22 protein-coding genes and 2 pseudogenes are annotated in these 19,974 nt (G+C 45.0%); 19 read left to right on the forward strand and 5 right to left on the reverse strand.

The window, feature by feature from the left end:
• Nucleotides 1-34 precede the first annotated feature (34 nt).
• From DXA15_RS07575 to miaA, 10 genes and pseudogenes are all read left to right on the forward strand, one after another.
• A pseudogene (locus DXA15_RS07575) lies at nt 35-765 on the forward strand (class I SAM-dependent methyltransferase).
• Nucleotides 766-849: 84 nt separating this feature from the next.
• A complete protein-coding gene (locus DXA15_RS07580) occupies nt 850-1,755 on the forward strand; it encodes a glucosaminidase domain-containing protein (RefSeq protein WP_128133652.1) in 906 nt (301 codons plus the stop codon).
• Nucleotides 1,756-1,799: 44 nt separating this feature from the next.
• Nucleotides 1,800-2,965, forward strand: a pseudogene (locus DXA15_RS07585) (AIR synthase related protein).
• 8 nt (nt 2,966-2,973) lie between these two features.
• Entirely contained in the window at nt 2,974-4,083 is a 1,110-nt protein-coding gene (gene prfA, locus DXA15_RS07590; RefSeq protein ID WP_007653895.1) for a peptide chain release factor 1, read from the forward strand.
• Between the two features lie 27 nt (nt 4,084-4,110).
• Nucleotides 4,111-4,953 (forward strand): orotidine-5'-phosphate decarboxylase, encoded by an 843-nt coding sequence (gene pyrF / locus DXA15_RS07595; protein WP_128133668.1) that lies wholly within the window; start codon nt 4,111-4,113, stop codon nt 4,951-4,953.
• Nucleotides 4,954-5,042: 89 nt separating this feature from the next.
• Nucleotides 5,043-6,083 (forward strand): UDP-3-O-(3-hydroxymyristoyl)glucosamine N-acyltransferase, encoded by a 1,041-nt coding sequence (lpxD, locus tag DXA15_RS07600; RefSeq protein WP_128133653.1) that lies wholly within the window; start codon nt 5,043-5,045, stop codon nt 6,081-6,083.
• 11 nt (nt 6,084-6,094) lie between these two features.
• Entirely contained in the window at nt 6,095-7,480 is a 1,386-nt protein-coding gene (locus tag DXA15_RS07605; RefSeq protein ID WP_046147734.1) for a bifunctional UDP-3-O-[3-hydroxymyristoyl] N-acetylglucosamine deacetylase/3-hydroxyacyl-ACP dehydratase, read from the forward strand.
• Between the two features lie 18 nt (nt 7,481-7,498).
• Entirely contained in the window at nt 7,499-8,284 is a 786-nt protein-coding gene (gene lpxA / locus DXA15_RS07610; RefSeq protein WP_007653902.1) for an acyl-ACP--UDP-N-acetylglucosamine O-acyltransferase, read from the forward strand.
• Between the two features lie 141 nt (nt 8,285-8,425).
• Nucleotides 8,426-8,986 (forward strand): hypothetical protein, encoded by a 561-nt coding sequence (locus DXA15_RS07615; protein ID WP_128133654.1) that lies wholly within the window; start codon nt 8,426-8,428, stop codon nt 8,984-8,986.
• A 3-nt stretch (nt 8,987-8,989) separates the two neighbouring features.
• The gene (gene miaA / locus DXA15_RS07620) at nt 8,990-9,895 is read left to right on the forward strand and encodes a tRNA (adenosine(37)-N6)-dimethylallyltransferase MiaA (protein WP_128133655.1); all 906 of its coding nucleotides are present in this window, start codon (nt 8,990-8,992) and stop codon (nt 9,893-9,895) included.
• Between the two features lie 512 nt (nt 9,896-10,407).
• On the opposite strand, the gene DXA15_RS07625 is transcribed toward miaA, so the two are convergent.
• The gene (locus DXA15_RS07625) at nt 10,408-10,779 is read right to left on the reverse strand and encodes a DMT family protein (protein ID WP_007653908.1); all 372 of its coding nucleotides are present in this window, start codon (nt 10,777-10,779) and stop codon (nt 10,408-10,410) included.
• Nucleotides 10,780-10,782: 3 nt separating this feature from the next.
• Nucleotides 10,783-11,529 carry a tRNA 2-thiocytidine biosynthesis TtcA family protein gene (locus tag DXA15_RS07630; protein ID WP_128133656.1) on the reverse strand — a complete coding sequence of 249 codons (747 nt, stop codon included), beginning with the start codon at nt 11,527-11,529 and terminating at the stop codon, nt 10,783-10,785.
• Nucleotides 11,530-11,637: 108 nt separating this feature from the next.
• On the opposite strand from DXA15_RS07630, the gene DXA15_RS07635 reads away from it, so the two are divergent.
• From DXA15_RS07635 to rpiA, 5 genes are read left to right on the forward strand one after another with little or no spacing between them, the layout of a single operon-like run.
• A complete protein-coding gene (locus DXA15_RS07635; RefSeq protein WP_128133657.1) occupies nt 11,638-13,077 on the forward strand; it encodes a tetratricopeptide repeat protein in 1,440 nt (479 codons plus the stop codon).
• 16 nt (nt 13,078-13,093) lie between these two features.
• Nucleotides 13,094-13,582 (forward strand): NfeD family protein, encoded by a 489-nt coding sequence (locus DXA15_RS07640; protein ID WP_007653913.1) that lies wholly within the window; start codon nt 13,094-13,096, stop codon nt 13,580-13,582.
• Between the two features lie 10 nt (nt 13,583-13,592).
• On the forward strand, nt 13,593-14,588 hold the full coding sequence (floA, locus tag DXA15_RS07645) for a flotillin-like protein FloA (RefSeq protein WP_128133658.1): 996 nt from the start codon (nt 13,593-13,595) through the stop codon (nt 14,586-14,588).
• 4 nt (nt 14,589-14,592) lie between these two features.
• The gene (locus DXA15_RS07650) at nt 14,593-15,462 is read left to right on the forward strand and encodes a nucleoside phosphorylase (protein WP_128133659.1); all 870 of its coding nucleotides are present in this window, start codon (nt 14,593-14,595) and stop codon (nt 15,460-15,462) included.
• A 10-nt stretch (nt 15,463-15,472) separates the two neighbouring features.
• Nucleotides 15,473-16,168, forward strand: a complete 696-nt coding sequence (gene rpiA, locus DXA15_RS07655; RefSeq protein ID WP_128133660.1) for a ribose 5-phosphate isomerase A — start codon at nt 15,473-15,475, stop codon at nt 16,166-16,168.
• On the opposite strand, the gene DXA15_RS07660 is transcribed toward rpiA, so the two are convergent.
• From DXA15_RS07660 to DXA15_RS25465, 3 genes are all read right to left on the reverse strand, one after another.
• A complete protein-coding gene (locus DXA15_RS07660; protein WP_128133661.1) occupies nt 16,158-16,904 on the reverse strand; it encodes a nitroreductase family protein in 747 nt (248 codons plus the stop codon). The genes rpiA and DXA15_RS07660 overlap by 11 nt on opposite strands.
• Nucleotides 16,905-16,930: 26 nt before the next feature.
• Complete coding sequence (locus DXA15_RS07665) at nt 16,931-18,115, reverse strand: AAA family ATPase (RefSeq protein ID WP_128133662.1); 1,185 nt, start codon at nt 18,113-18,115, stop codon at nt 16,931-16,933.
• Nucleotides 18,116-18,534: 419 nt separating this feature from the next.
• Nucleotides 18,535-18,690: a hypothetical protein gene (locus DXA15_RS25465; RefSeq protein WP_004314171.1), complete on the reverse strand. Its 156-nt coding sequence runs from the start codon at nt 18,688-18,690 to the stop codon at nt 18,535-18,537.
• Nucleotides 18,691-18,704: 14 nt separating this feature from the next.
• On the opposite strand from DXA15_RS25465, the gene DXA15_RS25470 reads away from it, so the two are divergent.
• The 4 genes from DXA15_RS25470 to DXA15_RS07690 all read left to right on the forward strand — a co-directional run bounded on the left by DXA15_RS25470 (nt 18,705) and on the right by DXA15_RS07690 (nt 19,969).
• Nucleotides 18,705-19,115 carry a hypothetical protein gene (locus DXA15_RS25470; RefSeq protein ID WP_032588465.1) on the forward strand — a complete coding sequence of 137 codons (411 nt, stop codon included), beginning with the start codon at nt 18,705-18,707 and terminating at the stop codon, nt 19,113-19,115.
• A 62-nt stretch (nt 19,116-19,177) separates the two neighbouring features.
• The gene (locus DXA15_RS07680) at nt 19,178-19,513 is read left to right on the forward strand and encodes a hypothetical protein (protein ID WP_004310306.1); all 336 of its coding nucleotides are present in this window, start codon (nt 19,178-19,180) and stop codon (nt 19,511-19,513) included.
• 7 nt (nt 19,514-19,520) lie between these two features.
• Nucleotides 19,521-19,736, forward strand: a complete 216-nt coding sequence (locus DXA15_RS07685) for a hypothetical protein (RefSeq protein ID WP_005643957.1) — start codon at nt 19,521-19,523, stop codon at nt 19,734-19,736.
• An 11-nt stretch (nt 19,737-19,747) separates the two neighbouring features.
• Nucleotides 19,748-19,969, forward strand: coding sequence for a hypothetical protein (locus tag DXA15_RS07690; RefSeq protein ID WP_008019901.1), 222 nt, complete (start codon nt 19,748-19,750; stop codon nt 19,967-19,969).
• Nucleotides 19,970-19,974 lie beyond the last annotated feature (5 nt).

Genomic DNA, 19,974 nt, shown 5'->3' on the forward strand with positions numbered 1-19,974 from the left:
GTCCGATAAAATACGAATAATTCCAAATCAGGATATGCAAATACCCCTACTCACACCCCAAAAAGACCCGATGGGCGCCGCTATCGCAGACTATTTCGCGAACGGTAAAGCTAGTAAACTCCGCGTTTTTTCTTCCATGTTCGATGAAGATGAAATCCCGGTTAAACAGTTATTCCGCAATTTTACGGAAATGCCGGCACTAGAACAGGATGCACTCCGCATGAGTGAAGGCAGAATACTCGATGTTGGTGCCGGAGCGGCTGCCATTCGCTGGCATTGCAGGAAATGGGAAAGACGGTAAAAGCCATCGACATCTCACCTTTGTCTGTAGAGGTCATGCAGAAAAGAGGCGTAAAGGATGCCTGCCTGGAAAATTTCTTCAACAAACAGTTCAGCGGCAGCTTCAATACGATCCTGATGCTGATGAACGGCTCAGGGATTGTCGGAAAGATAGCCAATCTCCCGATTTTCTTCAATACCTTAAAACGCCTGCTTGCTCCGGGAGGTTGTGTATGGATGGACTCTTCCGACCTCCGTTACCTGTTTGAAGATGAAGATGGCAATCTCGACATAGATATTGATGATGACTATTACGGAGAAGTGGATTTCCGCATGCAATATAAAAACACCAGGGGCAACCGGTTCGACTGGTTATACTTAGATTTTCAGACGCTCAGCCTACATGCCGCAAACAACGGGTTCAAAGCGGAGAAGATACGGGAAGGAGAACATTATGATTATCTGGCTAAAATTAGCAGGATATAAACCAGTATTTTATAGATTATTTAGAAGAATAATATATCCAGCTTCATTATCTTTGCGAAAATAAATACTTTAGGAACTCGTTTTATGAAACTGACAATACGGATTTTTTGCCTCTTATTTTTTATAGCGACATTAGCGGAGGCAGCCACCCAGCGCAAAATACCTTCATACGAAAAGTATATAAAAACATACAGCGCTTTGGCTATAGAACAACAAAAGAAGTACAAAATTCCCGCCAGTATCACTCTGGCACAGGGATTACTGGAGTCTGGAGCCGGACAAAGCGACCTGGCACGCCGCTCAAACAACCACTTCGGCATCAAATGTCATTCCGACTGGCGCGGCGGACGAGTTTACCATGACGACGACCTGCGCGGAGAGTGTTTCCGTAAATACAAACGGGTAGAAGATTCATATGAAGATCATTCTAAATTTCTGAAACGTTCGCGTTACGACCAACTGTTCCGGCTAAAAATAACCGACTATAAAGGCTGGGCCAGAGGTTTGCAAAAATGTGGTTATGCAACCGATCGCGCTTACGCCAATAAACTAATCAAAGTGGTTGAAGATTACGAGCTTTACCGCTTCGATTCGGGCAAAGAACATAAACCGACACGCGAAGAAAGGAAACAGCGAAAATATCCTGCCGTAAAATATACGATATACCGGACGTATGGTTTGCTATATGTATATGCCAAAGACAATGACAGCTTCGACCAGATTGCACGAAATCTCGATTTCAGCGTCAGGGATCTGAAAAAATTCAACGAAGTGCCCGAAGACTTCCCTTTGCAGAAAGGCGACATCGTCTATCTGGAAAAGAAGAAGAAAAAGGCAGACAAGCCTAATTACGACCATGTTGTACAAATCGGAGAATCCATGCACAGCATCGCACAGAAATACGGAATACAGATCAAGAGCCTGTATAAGATGAATAAAAAAGACAAAGATTACATTCCTGAAGAAGGAGATGTGCTTAAACTTAGATAAGTAACATAAAAAAATAGTATCTTTGCAGCCAAATATGTAAAACAATGAGTGACCAACGTTACAACCTGCGCGGTGTATCCGCTTCAAAAGAAGATGTTCACAATGCAATAAAGAACATCGACAAGGGAATATTCCCTAAAGCATTTTGTAAGATCATCCCTGATATATTAGGCGGTGACCCTGAGTACTGTAACATTATGCACGCTGACGGAGCCGGAACAAAATCATCCCTGGCTTACATGTACTGGAAAGAAACCGGTGACTTGTCAGTGTGGAAAGGTATTGCCCAGGATGCACTGATCATGAACATCGACGACCTGCTGTGTGTAGGTGCGGTCGACAATATACTTGTTTCTTCCACTATCGGACGTAACAAACTGCTTATTCCCGGCGAAGTAATCTCCGCCATTATTAACGGAACGGACGAACTGCTGGCCGAACTGCGCGAAATGGGCGTAGGCTGCTATGCCACCGGAGGCGAAACGGCCGATGTGGGCGACCTGGTTCGCACAATCATCGTCGACAGCACCGTGACTTGCCGCATGAAACGTGCAGACGTGGTTGATAACAGTCATATACAGGGTGGCGACGTAATTGTCGGAATGGCATCTTACGGACAGGCTACCTACGAAAAAGAATATAACGGCGGAACAGGCAGCAACGGTCTGACCTCTGCCCGTCACGACGTATTTGCCAAATATCTGGCAACCCAATATCCCGAAAGCTACGATGCAGCAGTTCCCGATGAACTGGTTTATTCAGGCGGACTGAAACTGACTGACAAAATCGAAGAACTGGGTATCGACGCCGGTAAACTGGTGCTTTCCCCTACCCGTACCTATGCTCCGGTAATCAAAGTATTGCTGGATAAACTGCGTTCGCAGATACACGGAATGGTACACTGTTCAGGCGGAGCACAAACAAAAGTAATGCACTTCGTAGAAACAAGCGTGTAACAAAGAACAACCTGTTCCCGATCCCTCCTCTTTTCCGCATTATTCAGGAACAGAGCGGAACCGACTGGAGCGAAATGTACAAAGTGTTCAATATGGGCCACCGCATGGAGATCTATCTGTCGCCCGAACATGCTGAAGAAGTGATCAGTATTGCCAAGAGCTTCAACATTGATGCACAAATCGTAGGCTTCGTGGAAGAGGCGGATAAGAATGAATTGATTATTGAAAGCGAAAAAGGTCGCTTCGTATATTAATCTGATAAATGGCTGATAATAATTTATTAGGAAGACTGGACGGATTAGTAAGCCGTTTTGAAGAAGTCGGAACACTGATTACCGACCCGGCAGTGATAGCCGATATGAAACGGTTTGTAAAACTCAATAAAGAGTATCGCGATCTGGAGAAGATCGTGACTACCCGAAATGAATATGTCAATACATTAAATGGTATAAACGAAGCACGGCAGATGCTTGATACCGAGCAGGATCCTGAAATGAGGGAGATTGCCCGCGAAGAGTTGGATGCCTGCAATGCCCGCATTCCGGAACTGGAAGAAGAGATCAAGCTGTTGCTTGTTCCGAGCGATCCGGAAGACGATAAGAATGCTATCGTTGAAATTCGTGGCGGAACGGGAGGCGACGAAGCAGCCCTTTTTGCCGGCGACCTTTATCGTATGTATATCAAATACTGCGAAGCCAAAGGTTGGAAAGTCGCCCTGTCAAGTTGCAGCGAAGGTTCGTCGGGCGGATATAAAGAAATTATTTTCACCGTTAGCGGTGAGAAAGCATATGGTACGCTCAAATATGAATCGGGCGTACATCGTGTTCAGCGTGTACCCAGTACCGAAACTCAGGGACGTGTACACACCTCAGCAGCTACCGTGGCTGTGCTCCCCGAAGCAGACGAGTTTGATGTTGAAATTAATGAAGGTGAAATTAAGTGGGATACTTTCCGCTCGGGAGGTGCCGGCGGCCAGAATGTGAACAAGGTCGAATCGGGCGTACGTTTGAGATACGTCTGGAAGAACCCGAACACCGGCGTGAGCGAAGAGATCCTGATCGAATGTACGGAGACGCGCGACCAGCCGAAGAACAAGGAACGCGCACTTACCCGCCTGCGTTCTTTCATTTATGACAAAGAACATCAGAAATACCTGGACGACATTGCCAACAAACGCAAGACAATGGTATCGTCGGGCGACCGATCCGCGAAGATCCGGACATACAACTATCCGCAAGGACGTATCACCGATCATCGTATCAACTACACAATCTATAATTTATCTGCTTTCATGGACGGCGATATACAAGCCTGCATCGACCAACTGACCGTTGCCGAAAATGCAGAACGCCTGAAAGAAGCTGAACTATAACAATTTCACTATTTGACACAAGACAAGATGAACAAGCAACAATTATTCGAAAACATTAAAAAGAAACAATCTTTCCTTTGCGTAGGATTGGATACAGATATAAAAAAAATCCCGCAGCATTTACTCTCTGAAGAAGATCCGATCTTCGCTTTCAACAAGGCAATCATCGATGCTACAGCCGATTACTGTGTAGCTTACAAACCGAACCTGGCTTTCTACGAAAGTCTGGGCGTGAAAGGTATGCTTGCCTTTGAAAAGACTGTTACTTACCTGCGTGAAAACTATCCGGACCAGTTCATTATCGCCGATGCGAAACGTGGCGATATCGGTAACACATCCGAAATGTATGCCCGCTCTTTCTTCGACCATATCAAGGTGGATGCCGTTACAGTGGCTCCTTACATGGGTGAAGACAGCGTAAAACCGTTCCTGATCTATCCCGAAGCATGGGTAATCCTGCTGGCGTTGACTTCAAACAAAGGCTCACAGGATTTCCAGATGACGGAAGATGCCAACGGCGAACGTCTGTTTGAAAAAGTATTGAAGAAATCGCAGGACTGGGCTACCGACGAACAGATGATGTACGTTGTCGGTGCAACTCAGGGAAAAATGTTTTTGGACATCCGTAAGTATGCTCCCAACCATTTCCTGTTGGTTCCGGGTGTCGGAGCACAGGGTGGCAGCTTGCAAGAAGTGGCTCAATACGGAATGAACGATCAGTGCGGTTTGCTTGTTAACTCTTCACGTGCGATCATTTACGTAGATAAATCCGAGAATTTTGCCTCATTTGCCCGCGAAGCAGCACAAGCTGTGCAACGTGAAATGGCAGGATATCTGCATGATAAGGGAATTATTCCCTGCAAAGCATAGGCTATCCCAATATTTTTCACCATTTTTGCAAACTGCTTTATTCTTAGTGGAGCAGTCTCAATTCAAAATACAATATAACAAAATAAGTAATGGAGTTATCAGCCCAACAAATAGCGGACTTTCTTGGTGGAACCGTTGATGGCAACCCGGAAGTGAAAGTTAGCAACTTCTCAAAAATAGAGGAAGGACAACCCGGAACACTGACGTTCCTGGCTAATCCCAAGTACGAACATTATATCTATAATACAGAAGCAAGCATTGTTCTGGTGAATAACGACTTTTCTCCGGCTGAACAGATCACCGCAACTTTAGTGAAAGTTGAAAATGCATATTCTGCTCTTGCCATGTTACTCAACCTGGTAGAACAGTCAAAACCTAAAAAGGCCGGTATTTCTTCGGCTGCTTTCATCGCAGCCTCTGCGACAATGGGAGAAGATTGCTTTGTCGGCAACTTTGCCTATATCGGAGAACATGTAAAGCTGGGTAAGAACTGCCAGATATATCCCAACGCATACATCGGTGATGGCGTGACTATCGGAGATAACTGCATTCTTTATCCGCATACAACCATCTATAACGGATGTAAAATCGGAAATAATTGTATCCTCCATGCCGGTTCTGTGATCGGTTCGGACGGTTTCGGTTTTGCTCCCGAAGGAGAGAATTATAAAAAGATCCCGCAACTGGGGAATGTTGTATTGGAAGACAATGTCGAGATCGGGGCCAATACCACGGTCGACCGTGCCGTAATGGGATCAACCATCATCCGTCGCGGTGTGAAACTGGATAACCTGGTGCAGATCGCCCATAACGTAGAAGTCGGAGAAAACACTGTAATGGCAGCCCAGGTAGGTATCGCCGGTTCAGTCAAGATCGGCAGCCATTGTATGTTTGGCGGACAGGTAGGACTGGCCGGGCATATCCATATTGCCGATGGCGTCGTATTCGGTGCACAATCCGGTGTGATCAGCGACATCAAGGAAGCTAAGACTGTATTGGGCGCTCCGGCTATCGACGCGAAGAACTTCATGCGTTCAAGCGCCGTATTCAACCGCCTGCCCGATATGTACCGTACACTGGGACAGTTGCAGCGCGAGATCGAACAATTAAAAAAGGAAATCAATAAATAATTAATATACGTATGCAGAAACAAAAGACGCTAGCCAAGAGTTTCTCGATGCAAGGTAAAGGCTTGCATACCGGACTGGACATACAGATCACGTTCAATCCGGCACCGGAAAACCACGGATACAAAATTAAACGTGTTGACCTGGAAGGACAACCTGTTATTGATGCGTTGGCAGAAAACGTAGCCAGTACACAAAGAGGTACCGTTTTATCAAAGAACGGCATCCAGATCAGCACTGTAGAACACGCAATGGCAGCATTATATGCCTACGAAATCGACAACTGCCTGATTGAAGTGAACGCTCCCGAGTTTCCGATTCTGGACGGTAGTTCACGTTTCTTCTCTGAAGAGATCCGGAAAGCAGGAATCGTTGAACAGAACGCTCCGAAAGATTTTTACATCGTAAAACATAAGATCGAAGTAAAAGACGAAGAAACAGGCTCTTCACTGATCATCCTCCCTGACGAGAAGTTCAGTGTGAATGTGCTGATCTCCTTCGATTCGCCCGTTTTATCCAATCAGTTCGCCACCATGAACGATCTGAGCGAGTTTCCCGAAGAAATTGCCGCTTCCCGTACATTTGTATTCGTTCGCGAAGTGGAAATGCTCCGCCAGAACAATCTGATCAAAGGCGGTGACCTTGACAATGCAATTGTTATCTACGACCAGAAAATGCCGCAGGAAACCCTTGACAAACTGGCAGACGAAGTCGGCATACCCCACAAAGACGTATGCGACCTGGGTTATATCAACAACAAACCGCTGGTATTCGACAACGAACCGGCACGCCATAAACTGATTGACGTACTGGGCGACCTGGCACTGATCGGTAAGCCTATCCGCGGACGCATCATCGCAACCCGCCCCGGACATAAGATCAACAACCAGCTGGCCCGCATGATCCGCAAGGATATCAAATTAAACGAAGTACAAGCTCCGATTTACGATCCGAACGTAGCTCCGATCATGGATATCAACCGTATCCGCGAGTTGCTTCCCCACCGTTACCCCTTCCTGCTGGTCGACAAGATCATTGAAATAGGCGGTAACTACATCGTCGGAATAAAAAATATAACGACAAACGAACCGTTCTTTACCGGACACTTCCCGCAAGAACCTGTTACACCGGGTGTATTGCTGGTTGAAGCGATGGCACAGACCGGCGGTTTGCTCGTTCTGAATTCAGTAGACGAACCGGAACGCTATTCCACTTATTTCATGAAGATCGATGGCGTTAAATTCCGTCAGAAAGTAGTACCGGGAGATACACTGATCCTGCGCCTGGAACTGCTGGCTCCTATCCGCCGTGGTATTTCCACGATGAAAGGTTATATCTTCGTTGGCGACAAGCTGGTTTGCGAAGCTGAATTTATGGCTCAAATCATTAAAAACAAATAATAATAACAGAAGAAGGCAATGAATCAATCCCCTTTAGCAGTCGTTCATCCCGAAGCAAAGATCGGTCAGAATGTAACGATAGATCCTTTTGCAGTGATTGAAAAGGATGTAGTAATAGGCGACAATTGTCATATTTATTCACATGCAGTCATTCTCGACGGGGCAAGGATCGGAGACAACTGTTCCATCTTCCCGGGAGCTGTAATTGCCGGTATTCCACAAGATCTCAAGTTCAAAGGAGAGCAGACCACCGCTGAAATCGGAAAAAATACGACGATCCGCGAGTGTGTCACTATCAACCGGGGAACAGCATCAAAGGGAAAGACCATAGTCGGAAGCGATTGCCTGATTATGGCATATTCCCATATCGCACACGATTGCGTACTGAAAGATCATATTATCCTCGGGAACGCATCCCAGATAGCCGGAGAAGTGGAGATTGACGATTTTGCTATTGTCAGCGGCGGCAGCCTGGTCCACCAGTTTACCCGCATATCGAAACACGTGATGGTACAGGGCGGTTCCCGTATCGGTAAAGATATTCCGCCTTATACGTTGATCGGCCGCGACCCGATTGTTTACTGTGGCATCAATATCGTAGGATTACGCCGCCGTGGGTTCACCAACCAGCAGGTATTCCTGATACAGGATATCTACCGTACGTTATATACCCGTGGCCTGAATAATACGGAAGCCATCAAGGCTATCGAAACCGAATACGAAGCCAGCGAAGAAAGAGACCTGATACTCAACTTTATCAAGACTTCCGAACGCGGTATCGTAAGAGGTTCGATCGACGAATAATAATCTGCCAATCAGGCAATATGCCAATACGCCAATGAAAATATCAACAGATAGTATTTTTCTTGGCATATTGGCATATTATTTTATTGGCACATTATTTTTATTTTACTACTTTTGAACCAACAAAAAACTAAAAAGACTATGGTATTTAGATTCCTCATTCTATCAGATGAAGTAGATGACTTCAAACGCGAAATCAAGATTGATGCGGAAGCAACTTTCCTTGATCTGCACGACGCCATCCTTGAGTCGGTTGGCTACACGAAAGATCAGATGTGCTCTTTCTTTATTTGTGACGACGATTGGAGCAAAAATACGGAAATTACATTAGTAGAAATGGACACCACTTCGGAAGTGGATAACTATATAATGGCTGAAACTCGTCTGGAAGAATTGCTTGAAGACGAACACCAGAAACTTATGTTCGTTTTCGACTATATGACCGAACGTGCTTTCTTCATGGAACTCCGCGAAATAGAGCCGGGCAAAGATCTCGACAAAGCAATCGTCAGCAAATCTATTGGTATTGCACCTGCTCAAACAGTAGACTTTGAACAGTTCGAAACCAAAAACGGAAGCACAGAGATCGGCGAAGACTTTTACGGTGACTCAGAATACGACATCGACGAACTGGACAAAGGCGGTTTCGAAGGTTTAGGCGACGTACCGATGGAAAACCCGTACGACGACGAGCGTTTTTAATTGATGAACTCCCTTGTCATATTACTCGGGCCGACAGGAGTCGGAAAGACCGAACTGAGTTTGCGCGTAGCAGAACATTTCGGTTCGCCTATTATTTCCTCCGACTCCCGTCAGCTCTATAAAGACCTTCCTATCGGAACGGCAGCCCCCACCGCCGAACAAATGGCAAGAGTAAAACATTATATGGTCGGGACACTGGACCTGACCGATTATTACAGTGCCAGTAACTTTGAAGAAGACGTAATCTCCCTCCTGGAAACACTCCACCGCACAACTCCAACCGTTGTAATGACAGGCGGTTCCATGATGTACATCGACGCCGTATGTAAAGGCATTGATGATATTCCAACCGTCACCCCCGATATACGTGAGGCTATTTACGCCCAGTTCGAGCGTGAAGGACTGGAAAATATCCTACAGGAGTTAAAAGAATCCGACCCTGTCCATTATGAAGAAGTAGACCGGATGAACTACAAACGGGTAATCCATGCTGTCGAGATATGCCGGATGACGGGAAAGCCTTATTCTTCTTTCCGCACCAATATAAAGAAAGAACGCCCTTTCAGAATCATCAAAGTGGGACTGACACGCGACCGCGAAGAATTATGCGACCGCATCAACCGCCGTGTCGACCAGATGATGGTTGACGGCCTGCTGGAAGAAGCGCGTAAAGTCTACCCTTTCCGCCACCTGAACTCCCTCAATACGGTCGGCTATAAAGAACTGTTCAACTATTTCGACGGAGAATGGCCGCTCGACCTGGCCGTAGAGAAAATACGGCGCAACTCCCGTGTCTATGCCCGCAAACAAATGACCTGGTTTAAGCGGGATGAAGAGATCAAATGGTTTCATCCGGACGAAGAAACAGAAATATTACGGTATCTGGATGGGATAATAAAAAACCAATAGCATGTTGAGGATGGAATGCTTTCTTCAAACGATTTATCAAATCAACTATCATACTATCATTTAAAATCATAAGACACTAACTACAAGACTATTACCCTATGACAGTTGTTATTATTAACTATCATATAACTATCAGGTAACTATCATAGCCTTATCCAAAAGCCCAGTGTAAGCTTCTTTTTTTGTTGAAGTATATTGTTTATTTTCAAGGAAGTAATTACTTATGTTGTTCGAGACCCGGGTCTCAAGGTTGCCAACACCCGGGTCTGAGCATCGTCAACATCCGGGTGTCAAACAGGATAAAACGGGCATCCTGACAACAATAAATAGTTGTTTCGATGAAATAAGTCTATATATTTCGGCAAAAAAGACTTTAAGGTAGAGGCTTTTTAATAGATATAGGAACGATAGTTAGTTAAAACAATGTAAATATGATCGTTGCATGATAGATAAAGATAATTAACAGCAACAACCATCATAGACTAAAAACGAACGCCCTTCACTGATGCCAATTATTTCTTAAACACCAAATAGACAGCAGCAACCAACAGTAAGCAAGCCAGCGCATGATTCCATTTAAACGATTCTCCTTTAAAGGCGATCGCACTGAAAGCCACGAATACAACAAGCGTAATAACCTCCTGTATTACTTTCAATTGTATCAGATTGAACGGTCCGCCATTCTCCCTGAATCCCATACGGTTTGCCGGTACCTGAAAACAATACTCGAAGAAAGCGAGAAACCAACTGAATAAGATTACACCGATCAACGGCAAATGTTCGAACCAACTGAACTGCTGTTTCATCTTCAGGTGGCCGTACCAGGCACATGTCATAAAAATATTTGATACGACCAATAACAGAATAGTATAAAAACCCTGCATAACTTATCTATTTTTTTGAGGAAGATAATCCTGTTGTACATTCGACATACTGTTCCAGATGCTGTAACGTGCTTCCGGATTTATAGCTTCGAGCCGGGCCAGGACTTCTTTCATATCCGAACGGCTGGAACCGGACTCATACGGACAGTTCTTTATTTGTTTACGATACCCTTTCCATTCGGCAATACGGACCAGTTCTTTTTCTTCAACCAGGCACATCGGACGGATGATCTCCATATCGAACTTATCCATCTTCAACCGCGGAGGCATAGTCCCGAAAGCTCCCTGATGGGTTATATTCATCAGTAATGTTTCGATAATATCATCCTGATGATGCCCCAGGGCGATCTTATTGCAATTATGCTTCTTGGCTATATCAAACAAAGCCTTTCGCCGTGTCCAGGAACAAAGAAAACAAGGAGACTTACGTGTATCGGTAGAAGCGTCGAAACTCGTTTCGTGAATAATAAACGGCAACCCGTGTTCATCGGCACAGCTTTTCAGATACTCCGCATCCGAGCAATAAGGAATATTCGTCATCACCACATGCGCCACGACCACTTCAAAGCGGGGATTATAGATTTTTGAACGGCGTCCCAGCAGGTCGACAAGGGCAAGCGAATCCTTTCCGCCCGACAATCCGATCAGGATGCGGTCGCCATTTGCGATCAGGCTATATTCGAAAATTGCCCTCTTCACTTTCTCTTCTATTTTCCGGAACAGGAGTTCTTCTGCTGTCAGCTTTGCCATATCTACTCTAAATCGGGCACAAAAATAGATATTTATCCAATGAATTGTACGCTTAACTAAAAATATTATTATCTTTGAATCAGTATAATTATATCATAACAAGAGACAATGAGCCGGTTATCTAAAAAACTGTTTTACACAATTGGAATTACATTTCTTTGCTGCAGCCTGCAGGCACAGAGCCTGGACCAGGCCAAAAAACTATACAACGAAGGGCAATACGCTGAAGCTAAACCTGCTTTCGAAAAACTGGTGAAACAAGCTCCCAGCAACTCGTCCTATAATCATTGGTATGGTGTGTGTTGTTACGAGACTGGAGATCTGGCCGGTGCCGAGAAACATCTGAAAGTGGCAGTCAAGCGCAAAGTTCAGGACGCTTATCGCTATCTGTCGGATGTTTATTATCAGACCTACCGTTTTGATGAAGCGGCGGAAATGATGGAAGAGTACATCGACCTGCTGACTAAAAAGAAACAGGACACACAAGCATTCGAAGAAAAACTCAGCCTGGCTGAGAACGCCCACCGGATGATGGAAAAAACGGAAGATGTACAGATTATAGACAGCATCGTTGTTGACAAAGATGATTTTCTGGCAGCTTATACACTGAGCGAAGAAAGTGGCACATTGACATCTTTCAAAGATTTCTTCCAGACAAATGAACCTGTATCCTCAACGGTTTATATGAACCAGAAAGGCGACAAGATTTATTATGCCCATGCAACAGACAACGACCGATACTGTCTTTTCACCCAGTCCAGATTGATGGACAAATGGGGGGATGAAAAACAGTTGCCGATGAATATCAACAGCAATAACGACGATAATTATCCTTTCGCTTTGTCTGACGGAGTCACCATCTACTATGCCTCTCAGGGAAACGGTTCATTGGGAGGATACGACCTGTTTGTTACGCGCTACAACATCAACTCCGATACTTATCTGGCACCGGAGCAGTTAAGCATGCCTTTCAACTCACCGTTCAATGATTATATGATGGTGTATGATGAGACTAAGGAGTTGGGGTGGTTCGTTTCAGACCGCTTCCAGCCCGAAGATAAAGTATGCGTTTACCTGTTCATCCCGAACAATGAACACAGCCGCGTAGAAAGTGAAGATATCGAAATGAAACGTGCCCGTGCCGCCATCACTTCCATTCAGGACTCATGGAAACCGGGAAGCGACTACAGCAATCTGGTCGAACTGGCCCATAAAGAAATACCTTACGGGGAAGCGAAAATCGAAAAAGATTTCGAGTTCGTGATAAACAACAGCCTGGTTTACTATAAACTGGACGATATCAAAAGTCCGGAAGCAAAGAGTTACTATGGAAAAGTTGTTTCACTGAACAAACAGATAAAAGAACTGAATGATAAACTGGCCGACCTCAGAGCCTCCTATTCTTCCGGGAACAGTGCAAAGAAGGAACAGTTGAAACCGGCAATTCTTGAAGCGGAAGAGCAATTGAACAGTCTGCTCGACCAGCCTGAAGAGTTGGAGAAGAAAGCTCGTAATACGGAGATAAACTATTTAAAAAGTAACAGATAATTCAACCGCGACTATTATGATCTGGGAAATAACCATTATTGTCTTTTTAATGCTGGTAGCCATCGTGCTTATCCTGCTGGAAATATTCCTTTTGCCGGGAATAACAATTGCCGGTGTCGGAGGATTTCTTTTCGCGGCATCAGGCGTTATTTATGCCTATACGGTAGGTGAAACGGCCGGACATATCACATTGTTCCTGTCGTTAACAGCCTTTGCCGCCTCATTTGTATGGTTATTGCGTGCCCGGTCATTCAACAAGGTCGCCCTGAAAACGGATGTCGACTCCAAACTGACTTCAAGCCGTGACCTGGGCATCGAACCGGGTGACGAAGGTATCACCCTCTCACGCCTTGCCCCTATCGGCAAAGCACGTATCAAGGGCATCACCGTCGAGGCGAAGTCGATGGATGAATTGATAGACGAAAACACGCCGGTCGAAGTACTGCGTGTCGATGGTTATAACGTATTGGTTAAGAGAAAAGAACAAACAGATATTCACGCTTAATTAAATTTATATGGAAGAATTGAACTATTTGCCTTTTATCCTACTGGGTGCAGCGGTATTGCTGCTGGCAATTTTCTTTTACTATGTGCCGTTCCTGCTATGGATCTCGGCCAAAGTATCGGGTGTAAACATCTCGCTGATACAGCTGTTTTTGATGCGTATCCGTAATGTACCTCCTTATGTTATCGCCCGTGCCATGATCGAAGCACACAAAGCCGGTCTGAAGTCGCTGACCCGTGATGAACTGGAAGCACACTATCTGGCAGGCGGACATGTTGAGAAAGTGGTTCATGCACTGGTATCTGCCTCCAAAGCAAATATAGACCTGCCTTTCCAGATGGCAACCGCTATCGACCTGGCAGGCCGTGACGTATTCGAAGCCGTCCAGATGTCGGTTAACCCGAAAGTGATCGATACTCCTCCTGTAACTGCCGTTGCGAAAGATGGTATCCAGCTGATTGCCAAAGCCCGTGTAACCGTTCGTGCCAGCATCAAACAGTTGGTCGGTGGTGCCGGTGAAGAGACCATCCTTGCCCGTGTCGGTGAAGGTATCGTATCATCCATCGGTTCATCCGAAAGCCATAAAACAGTATTGGAAAACCCGGATTCAATCTCCAAGCTGGTACTCCGCAAGGGCCTTGATGCCGGTACGGCTTTTGAAATCCTGTCCATCGATATTGCGGATATCGACATAGGTAAGAACATCGGTGCATTCCTTCAGATGGACCAGGCACAGGCCGATAAGAACATCGCCCAGGCTAAAGCCGAAGAACGCCGTGCAATGGCTGTTGCCCTGGAACAGGAAATGAAAGCAAAAGCTCAGGAAGCCCGCGCCAAAGTGATCGAAGCAGAGGCAGAAGTCCCGAAAGCAATGGCAGAAGCCTTCCGCTCCGGAAACATGGGTATCATGGATTATTATAAGATGAAGAACATTGATGCCGATACATCTATGCGTGAAGCAATAGCCAGACCGACCAGTGCTCCTTCAAAACCGCTTAAAGACTAATCAGATGAGAGTAATTCCCGAATCCGAATTAATTATAAATGCAGATGGAAGCGTATTCCATCTGCATCTTAAGCCGGAACAGCTGGCAGACAGAGTAGTTCTGGTAGGCGACCCCGACCGGGTGTCAACCGTTGCCTCTTACTTCGACACACAAGAATGCGAAGTATCCAGCCGGGAGTTTCACACTATAACAGGTACCTATAAAGGAAAACGTATCACAGTTGTATCCCACGGCATCGGAACGGACAATATAGATATTGTACTGAACGAACTGGATGCACTGGCTAATATCGACTTCTCCACCCGTACCGTAAAACCGGCATTCAAGCAATTGACTTTGGTTCGTGTCGGGACATCGGGAGGTCTACAACCGTTTGTTCCTGTCGGCACGTACGTTGCTGCTGAAAAATCTATCGGTTTCGACGGTGTCATTTACTTCTATGCAAATACCGAACGTGTCAGGGATATAGCTTTTGAGACTGCCTTGAAGGAACAATTGGACTGGAAACTATCCGGCCTTTCTCCTTATGTTGTACCTGCCGATCATTCCCTGATCGAACAAATCACCGGAAACGATATTATCCGTGGCGTGACAATAGCTGCAAACGGATTTTATGGACCGCAGGGCCGTGAACTCCGCCTGCCTCTCGCCGACCCCAAATTGAATGAAAAGATTGAAGCATTCAATTATAATGGAAGGCAAATCACGAACTTCGAGATGGAAAGTTCTTCGCTTGCCGGTCTTGCCGCCCTGATGGGACATCGCGCCATGACAGTTTGCTGCATCATTGCCGGCCGGGTAGACAAGAACATGAACACTAATTATAGAGGGTCATTAATCGGATTGATTGAAACTGTATTGGAACGCATCTGATCAACACATTATGGACTGGGAGAAAACAATCATCGATTCGTTGGAATGGGGTAAAGAGATTTCCAACCGGGAAGAAAAACAAAAAGTAGCCGACAAGATCGCCTCTATGGTAAAAGACGGCGACATTATCGGCGTAGGTTCAGGATCAACAGCTTATCTGGCATTATTGAAAATAGCCGACCGTATCCGGACCGAACAGTTACATATCCATGCCATTCCTACTTCCCAGGAAATAAAGATGGCTTGCGCCAAACTCGGTATCCCCCTGACAAGCCTGCTTGAACACAAACCGAACTGGACTTTTGACGGGGCGGACGAAATCGATCCCAACCATAATATGATCAAAGGACGTGGCGGTGCCATGTTCAAAGAAAAACTATTGATTGGTTCCAGCCCGCAAACCTTCATTATTGCTGATCCTTCCAAAATGGTTTCGAAGCTGGGTTCCCGTTTCCCCGTTCCGGTAGAAATCTTCCCGGATGCATTGATACATGCGGACCAGGCACTTCGGTCATTAAGTCCGGTTGACATAAAACTCCGGATGGCACAAGGCAAGGACGGTCCGATAATCACCGAAAACGGGAATCTGATACTCGATGTATGGTTCAACAATATACCCGACAATCTGGAGAATGCAATCAAGTCCATCACTGGTGTGATAGAAAGCGGACTTTTTATGCATTATGAGGTAAAGATCATTTCATAAATCCCTGATCTTTTAAAACCTTTAACAGTACTTCGGAGAAATACTCATTATTCTTTTTCGTATAACGAACATCGGTAAACACCTGTGCCAATGTTTCCTTATTGTTCTCCTTCACAAACTGTTTATTGACTTCCAGTGCTTCCTTTTCACCATATAATTCGTCTATCATATCCGGAGTATAATCTACATAAGTCTCCTGATGAACCACGGCAGCCAAAGGGAGTCGTTCCACCTGTTCCGGCAACGGCATAACCGGATAACCGACAGTTACAGTAACGATAGGCACTACCAGACGAGGCAAAGACAACGCTTCGATAATTTTATCAGCATTATAGGCAGTCGTTCCCAAATAGCAGATACCCAAACCTTTCTCTTCAGCTGCATCACAGAAAGCCTGTGCAAACAGCATCGCATCAATTGTAGAAGCAATGAAAGTCTGCAAATTATCAAACCCGGCTTCCGCTTTCCGTTGTTCCGCCCATTTCACAAAACGGTTGGCATCGGCACAGAAAGTCAACACAACCGGAGCCATCGTAATCATTGGCTGATTAAAATGAGCCGGAGCCAGTTTCTCCTTATTGGACTGGTCACGGGTAACAACCACACTGTATAACTGCATATTACCGGTATTGGAAGCACGGGCTGCCACTTCCAGCAATTCATTCAACAACTCTTCGGGAATATCCTGCTCTGTATATTTACGGATAGTCCTACGATTTTTCATTATATCTGTCATATCTATACTTTATTATAAGAAGTCCATCAATAACAAAGTCCCAACAACCAGATCGGGAGTTTGTTGTTCTGACTTTTGGGTTGACCGTAGATAGCAGCAAAAGCATTATCCAACTCTTTGATCCGATCATAATCCATCAACGGATCGCCAACCATGAAAATATATTTGTCGTTTATCAGAAAGTCATTATTCTCAAACAACTCAACCGTTGCAAAATTCGATAACTGGTCGACAAAGAAAGTCTCTCCCAATACCACACGGTCATTCACATCCTCTTCGAAAGCCATCAATAAATTGGTATTACCTATATAAGTTTTTTGAAGACGACTCTGAGTCTGCTTTTTAGACTGGTAATATCTTATGCAAACCGCATCCGTCAGATAATCAAAATACCGCTTGACATCTGTCCGCTCCAACTTCAACTGAGTAGCCAAGTCGGCAACGTCAGCCACATCGGGTATCTGGCCGGAAATAGACATCATTAACCTTTTAATATCCTTCAATTCTCGATATTCCAACGGATAAAGAGGCGGCAGATCAACATCGACCATCTCTCTCACCCGATCCTGCAAACGGAATGGAAAAGCATCCGGATCATCCCAATAAAACGGATAACAACCATGTTCCAGATAGTTACGGAAGATAGGGGCTACGACAATCTGGTCGTTCACATTCCTCGATATTTCCACATGGTTTTCCAGCAAATCATCCAGAGAAACCGGAGGCAAATCCAAGACACATTCATACGAAAGGTATTCCCTGAACGACATGGTAGCCAATGTATAACAAGACACTTGGTTCTTAAATCCTTTCTTCACCTTTGAAACCGGAAGTAACGAAGAAGAAGCAAAAACAATATTCAGATTCGGACAACGATCCAACAACTTCCTGGTCTCAGTCATCCAATCGGCATAACGATGCACGCTGTCCAAAAACAGGTGCGTACCTCCCTCCTTATAGAACTGCATAGCCACGTTGACCATTTTCTCCCGTTGAAAAAGAATGCTGTCCAGATTCAAATACAAGGCTTTATCCGAATCATCGAAAGCCTGTTTTATCCGTTGCAGCAGCAAGGTTGTTTTCCCGACACCTTGCGAGCCAAAAATTCCAATCAGACGATCATCCCACTGTATCTGTTTATAAAGATATCGCTGAAAATTGCATCTTATCCCCTTCAGTAATTGCTGATGGTTTACTTGGTATATGTCCATAAACTAAACTATTTGATACAAATGTAATACATTATGATAAATAAACATGTAAATTTGCATGACGAAGTTACGAAAAGAGTGTAATTTATTGGAAATGAGCATTGGGTAATCGCTCATAATAGTAATAGGTTACGAATTAGTTAGTTATCTACTGCATTATTCTTCTGTGCGTTGCGTAACCTTCAAAGAACTCTTCGTATGCAAAAGTAACAATAAAACGGGAGATTTAGAAATGAATCTCCTGATTTTTTCTTCTCACACAAGTTTTTCCGTAAAAGCGATTTTATCCGTCAGCACACCATCGCCCAAAAAGATTTTGAACGAACGTGTGCCGACTGCCGCATAAGCGGAGAAAAGGGCTTTGCCTCACGCCTAAACAATAGTTTAGACTGATGAGACAAGGCCCCTTTCTTTTGTGCTTATGCCAAAGAGGTGCTTTTACGGGGTTTTGACGATTTTTCTTTTTTCGTTGTCCTTTTGAGCCGGAAGCGGAAAGCCGTGTATGACCGCACATTCCATAAATGGAACAAGCCGTCACTCACGGCAGACAAACCGGGAAGAATGATTTTATCCATCCGACCAAACACGTTTGGCCAAACAGATAAAAACATACTTCCTTGCCGATGGTTTGCTCGGTTTCACGCTACCGGCTATGTTCTTTTCTGTTGGGGATGTCTTTTTCACGGATTTCTCTTTTGAAGTTTTCCTGTCTAATCTGCCTCCACTTCCGTTTACCTCCATTTTCGCGCCTTTCAGTGAGCCGCATCAGGCAGTCATTTTCGTGCTGGGTGCAAAGGTAACTCCGGGATTGTACGGGAAAGCAAGGTCAAGCCTCCTGTTTTCTGGAAAAATCTCCAGCCTTTCGGGTAGTATTTTTCCGAAAAACCTTGCATTCCCTAATCCCTACCTTTTTAAGCACCCGAAACGAAAACGACCGATGCGACAGAAAGACGCATTAAAAAAAATGTCGGATAAACGAGAAGCAGATAAGATAGTTTGAAACTCAACTCCCTCAGCTCTTGAATCCGCATTAAAAAACAAAAAATCAAAAACAAAACGGATATGAGAACGGCAATAGCAACAAAATTCGTGGCATGGGAAGTACCAAGTTTGGAGAACCTGCAAGGCAGCAAGGTGTACGGACTTCGCACCAAACTGAACAATGGTGAGAAATTGAGCCGAGAGGAAAAGGATTGGCTTACACGCAACGTGAACAGCAACACCTATTTCAAGAGCGCAGTACCCTTGCAAGGTTGGATGTTTGACTTTTCCGACATTCTCCGAACCTACATTGTAAAGCAGTATGGACATTGGGCGGAATACAAGGCTACCGACAAGACCGCACTCCGCAGTTTCCTATACGGCAGGATAGACAGCATCGTGGAACTTAACAAATGATACGGCTATGACAGCAACGGTAAATTTCAGACAAATGGCGCAATACATAGGGCTTGCGATATGCACCCTAATCATGCGCACCGCCTTTTGGGTGTCCGGCATCCTTTGGTACATCGTCAGAGAGATAATAAACGGAGTGTTCCGAGTGGCAATAGGGGTAATCGTGGCTATTCTTTCCGTTATCCTGTTCTTCGGCTTCATTCTTTGGTTATTCACCCTTTAATCCCTACCGACATGGCAAAGAGAAGAAGCAAGACAGTGGAGCAACAATGCAGATACTACGAGGTGGGCAACATCTTCGAGTACATGGTGGAAACATACCTCAACGGCAATATGTCCGTGTTCCGTGGACTCTACCACGAACTGAACAAGGACGCACGGAAGGACTTTATAGACTTCCTATTGAGCGAGGTTGAGCCGATTTATTGGAGGGAGATTTTGAAACATACTATTTGACAACT

Source organism: Parabacteroides sp. AM58-2XD, from assembly GCF_003463685.1.
Classification (GTDB): domain Bacteria; phylum Bacteroidota; class Bacteroidia; order Bacteroidales; family Tannerellaceae; genus Parabacteroides; species Parabacteroides segnis.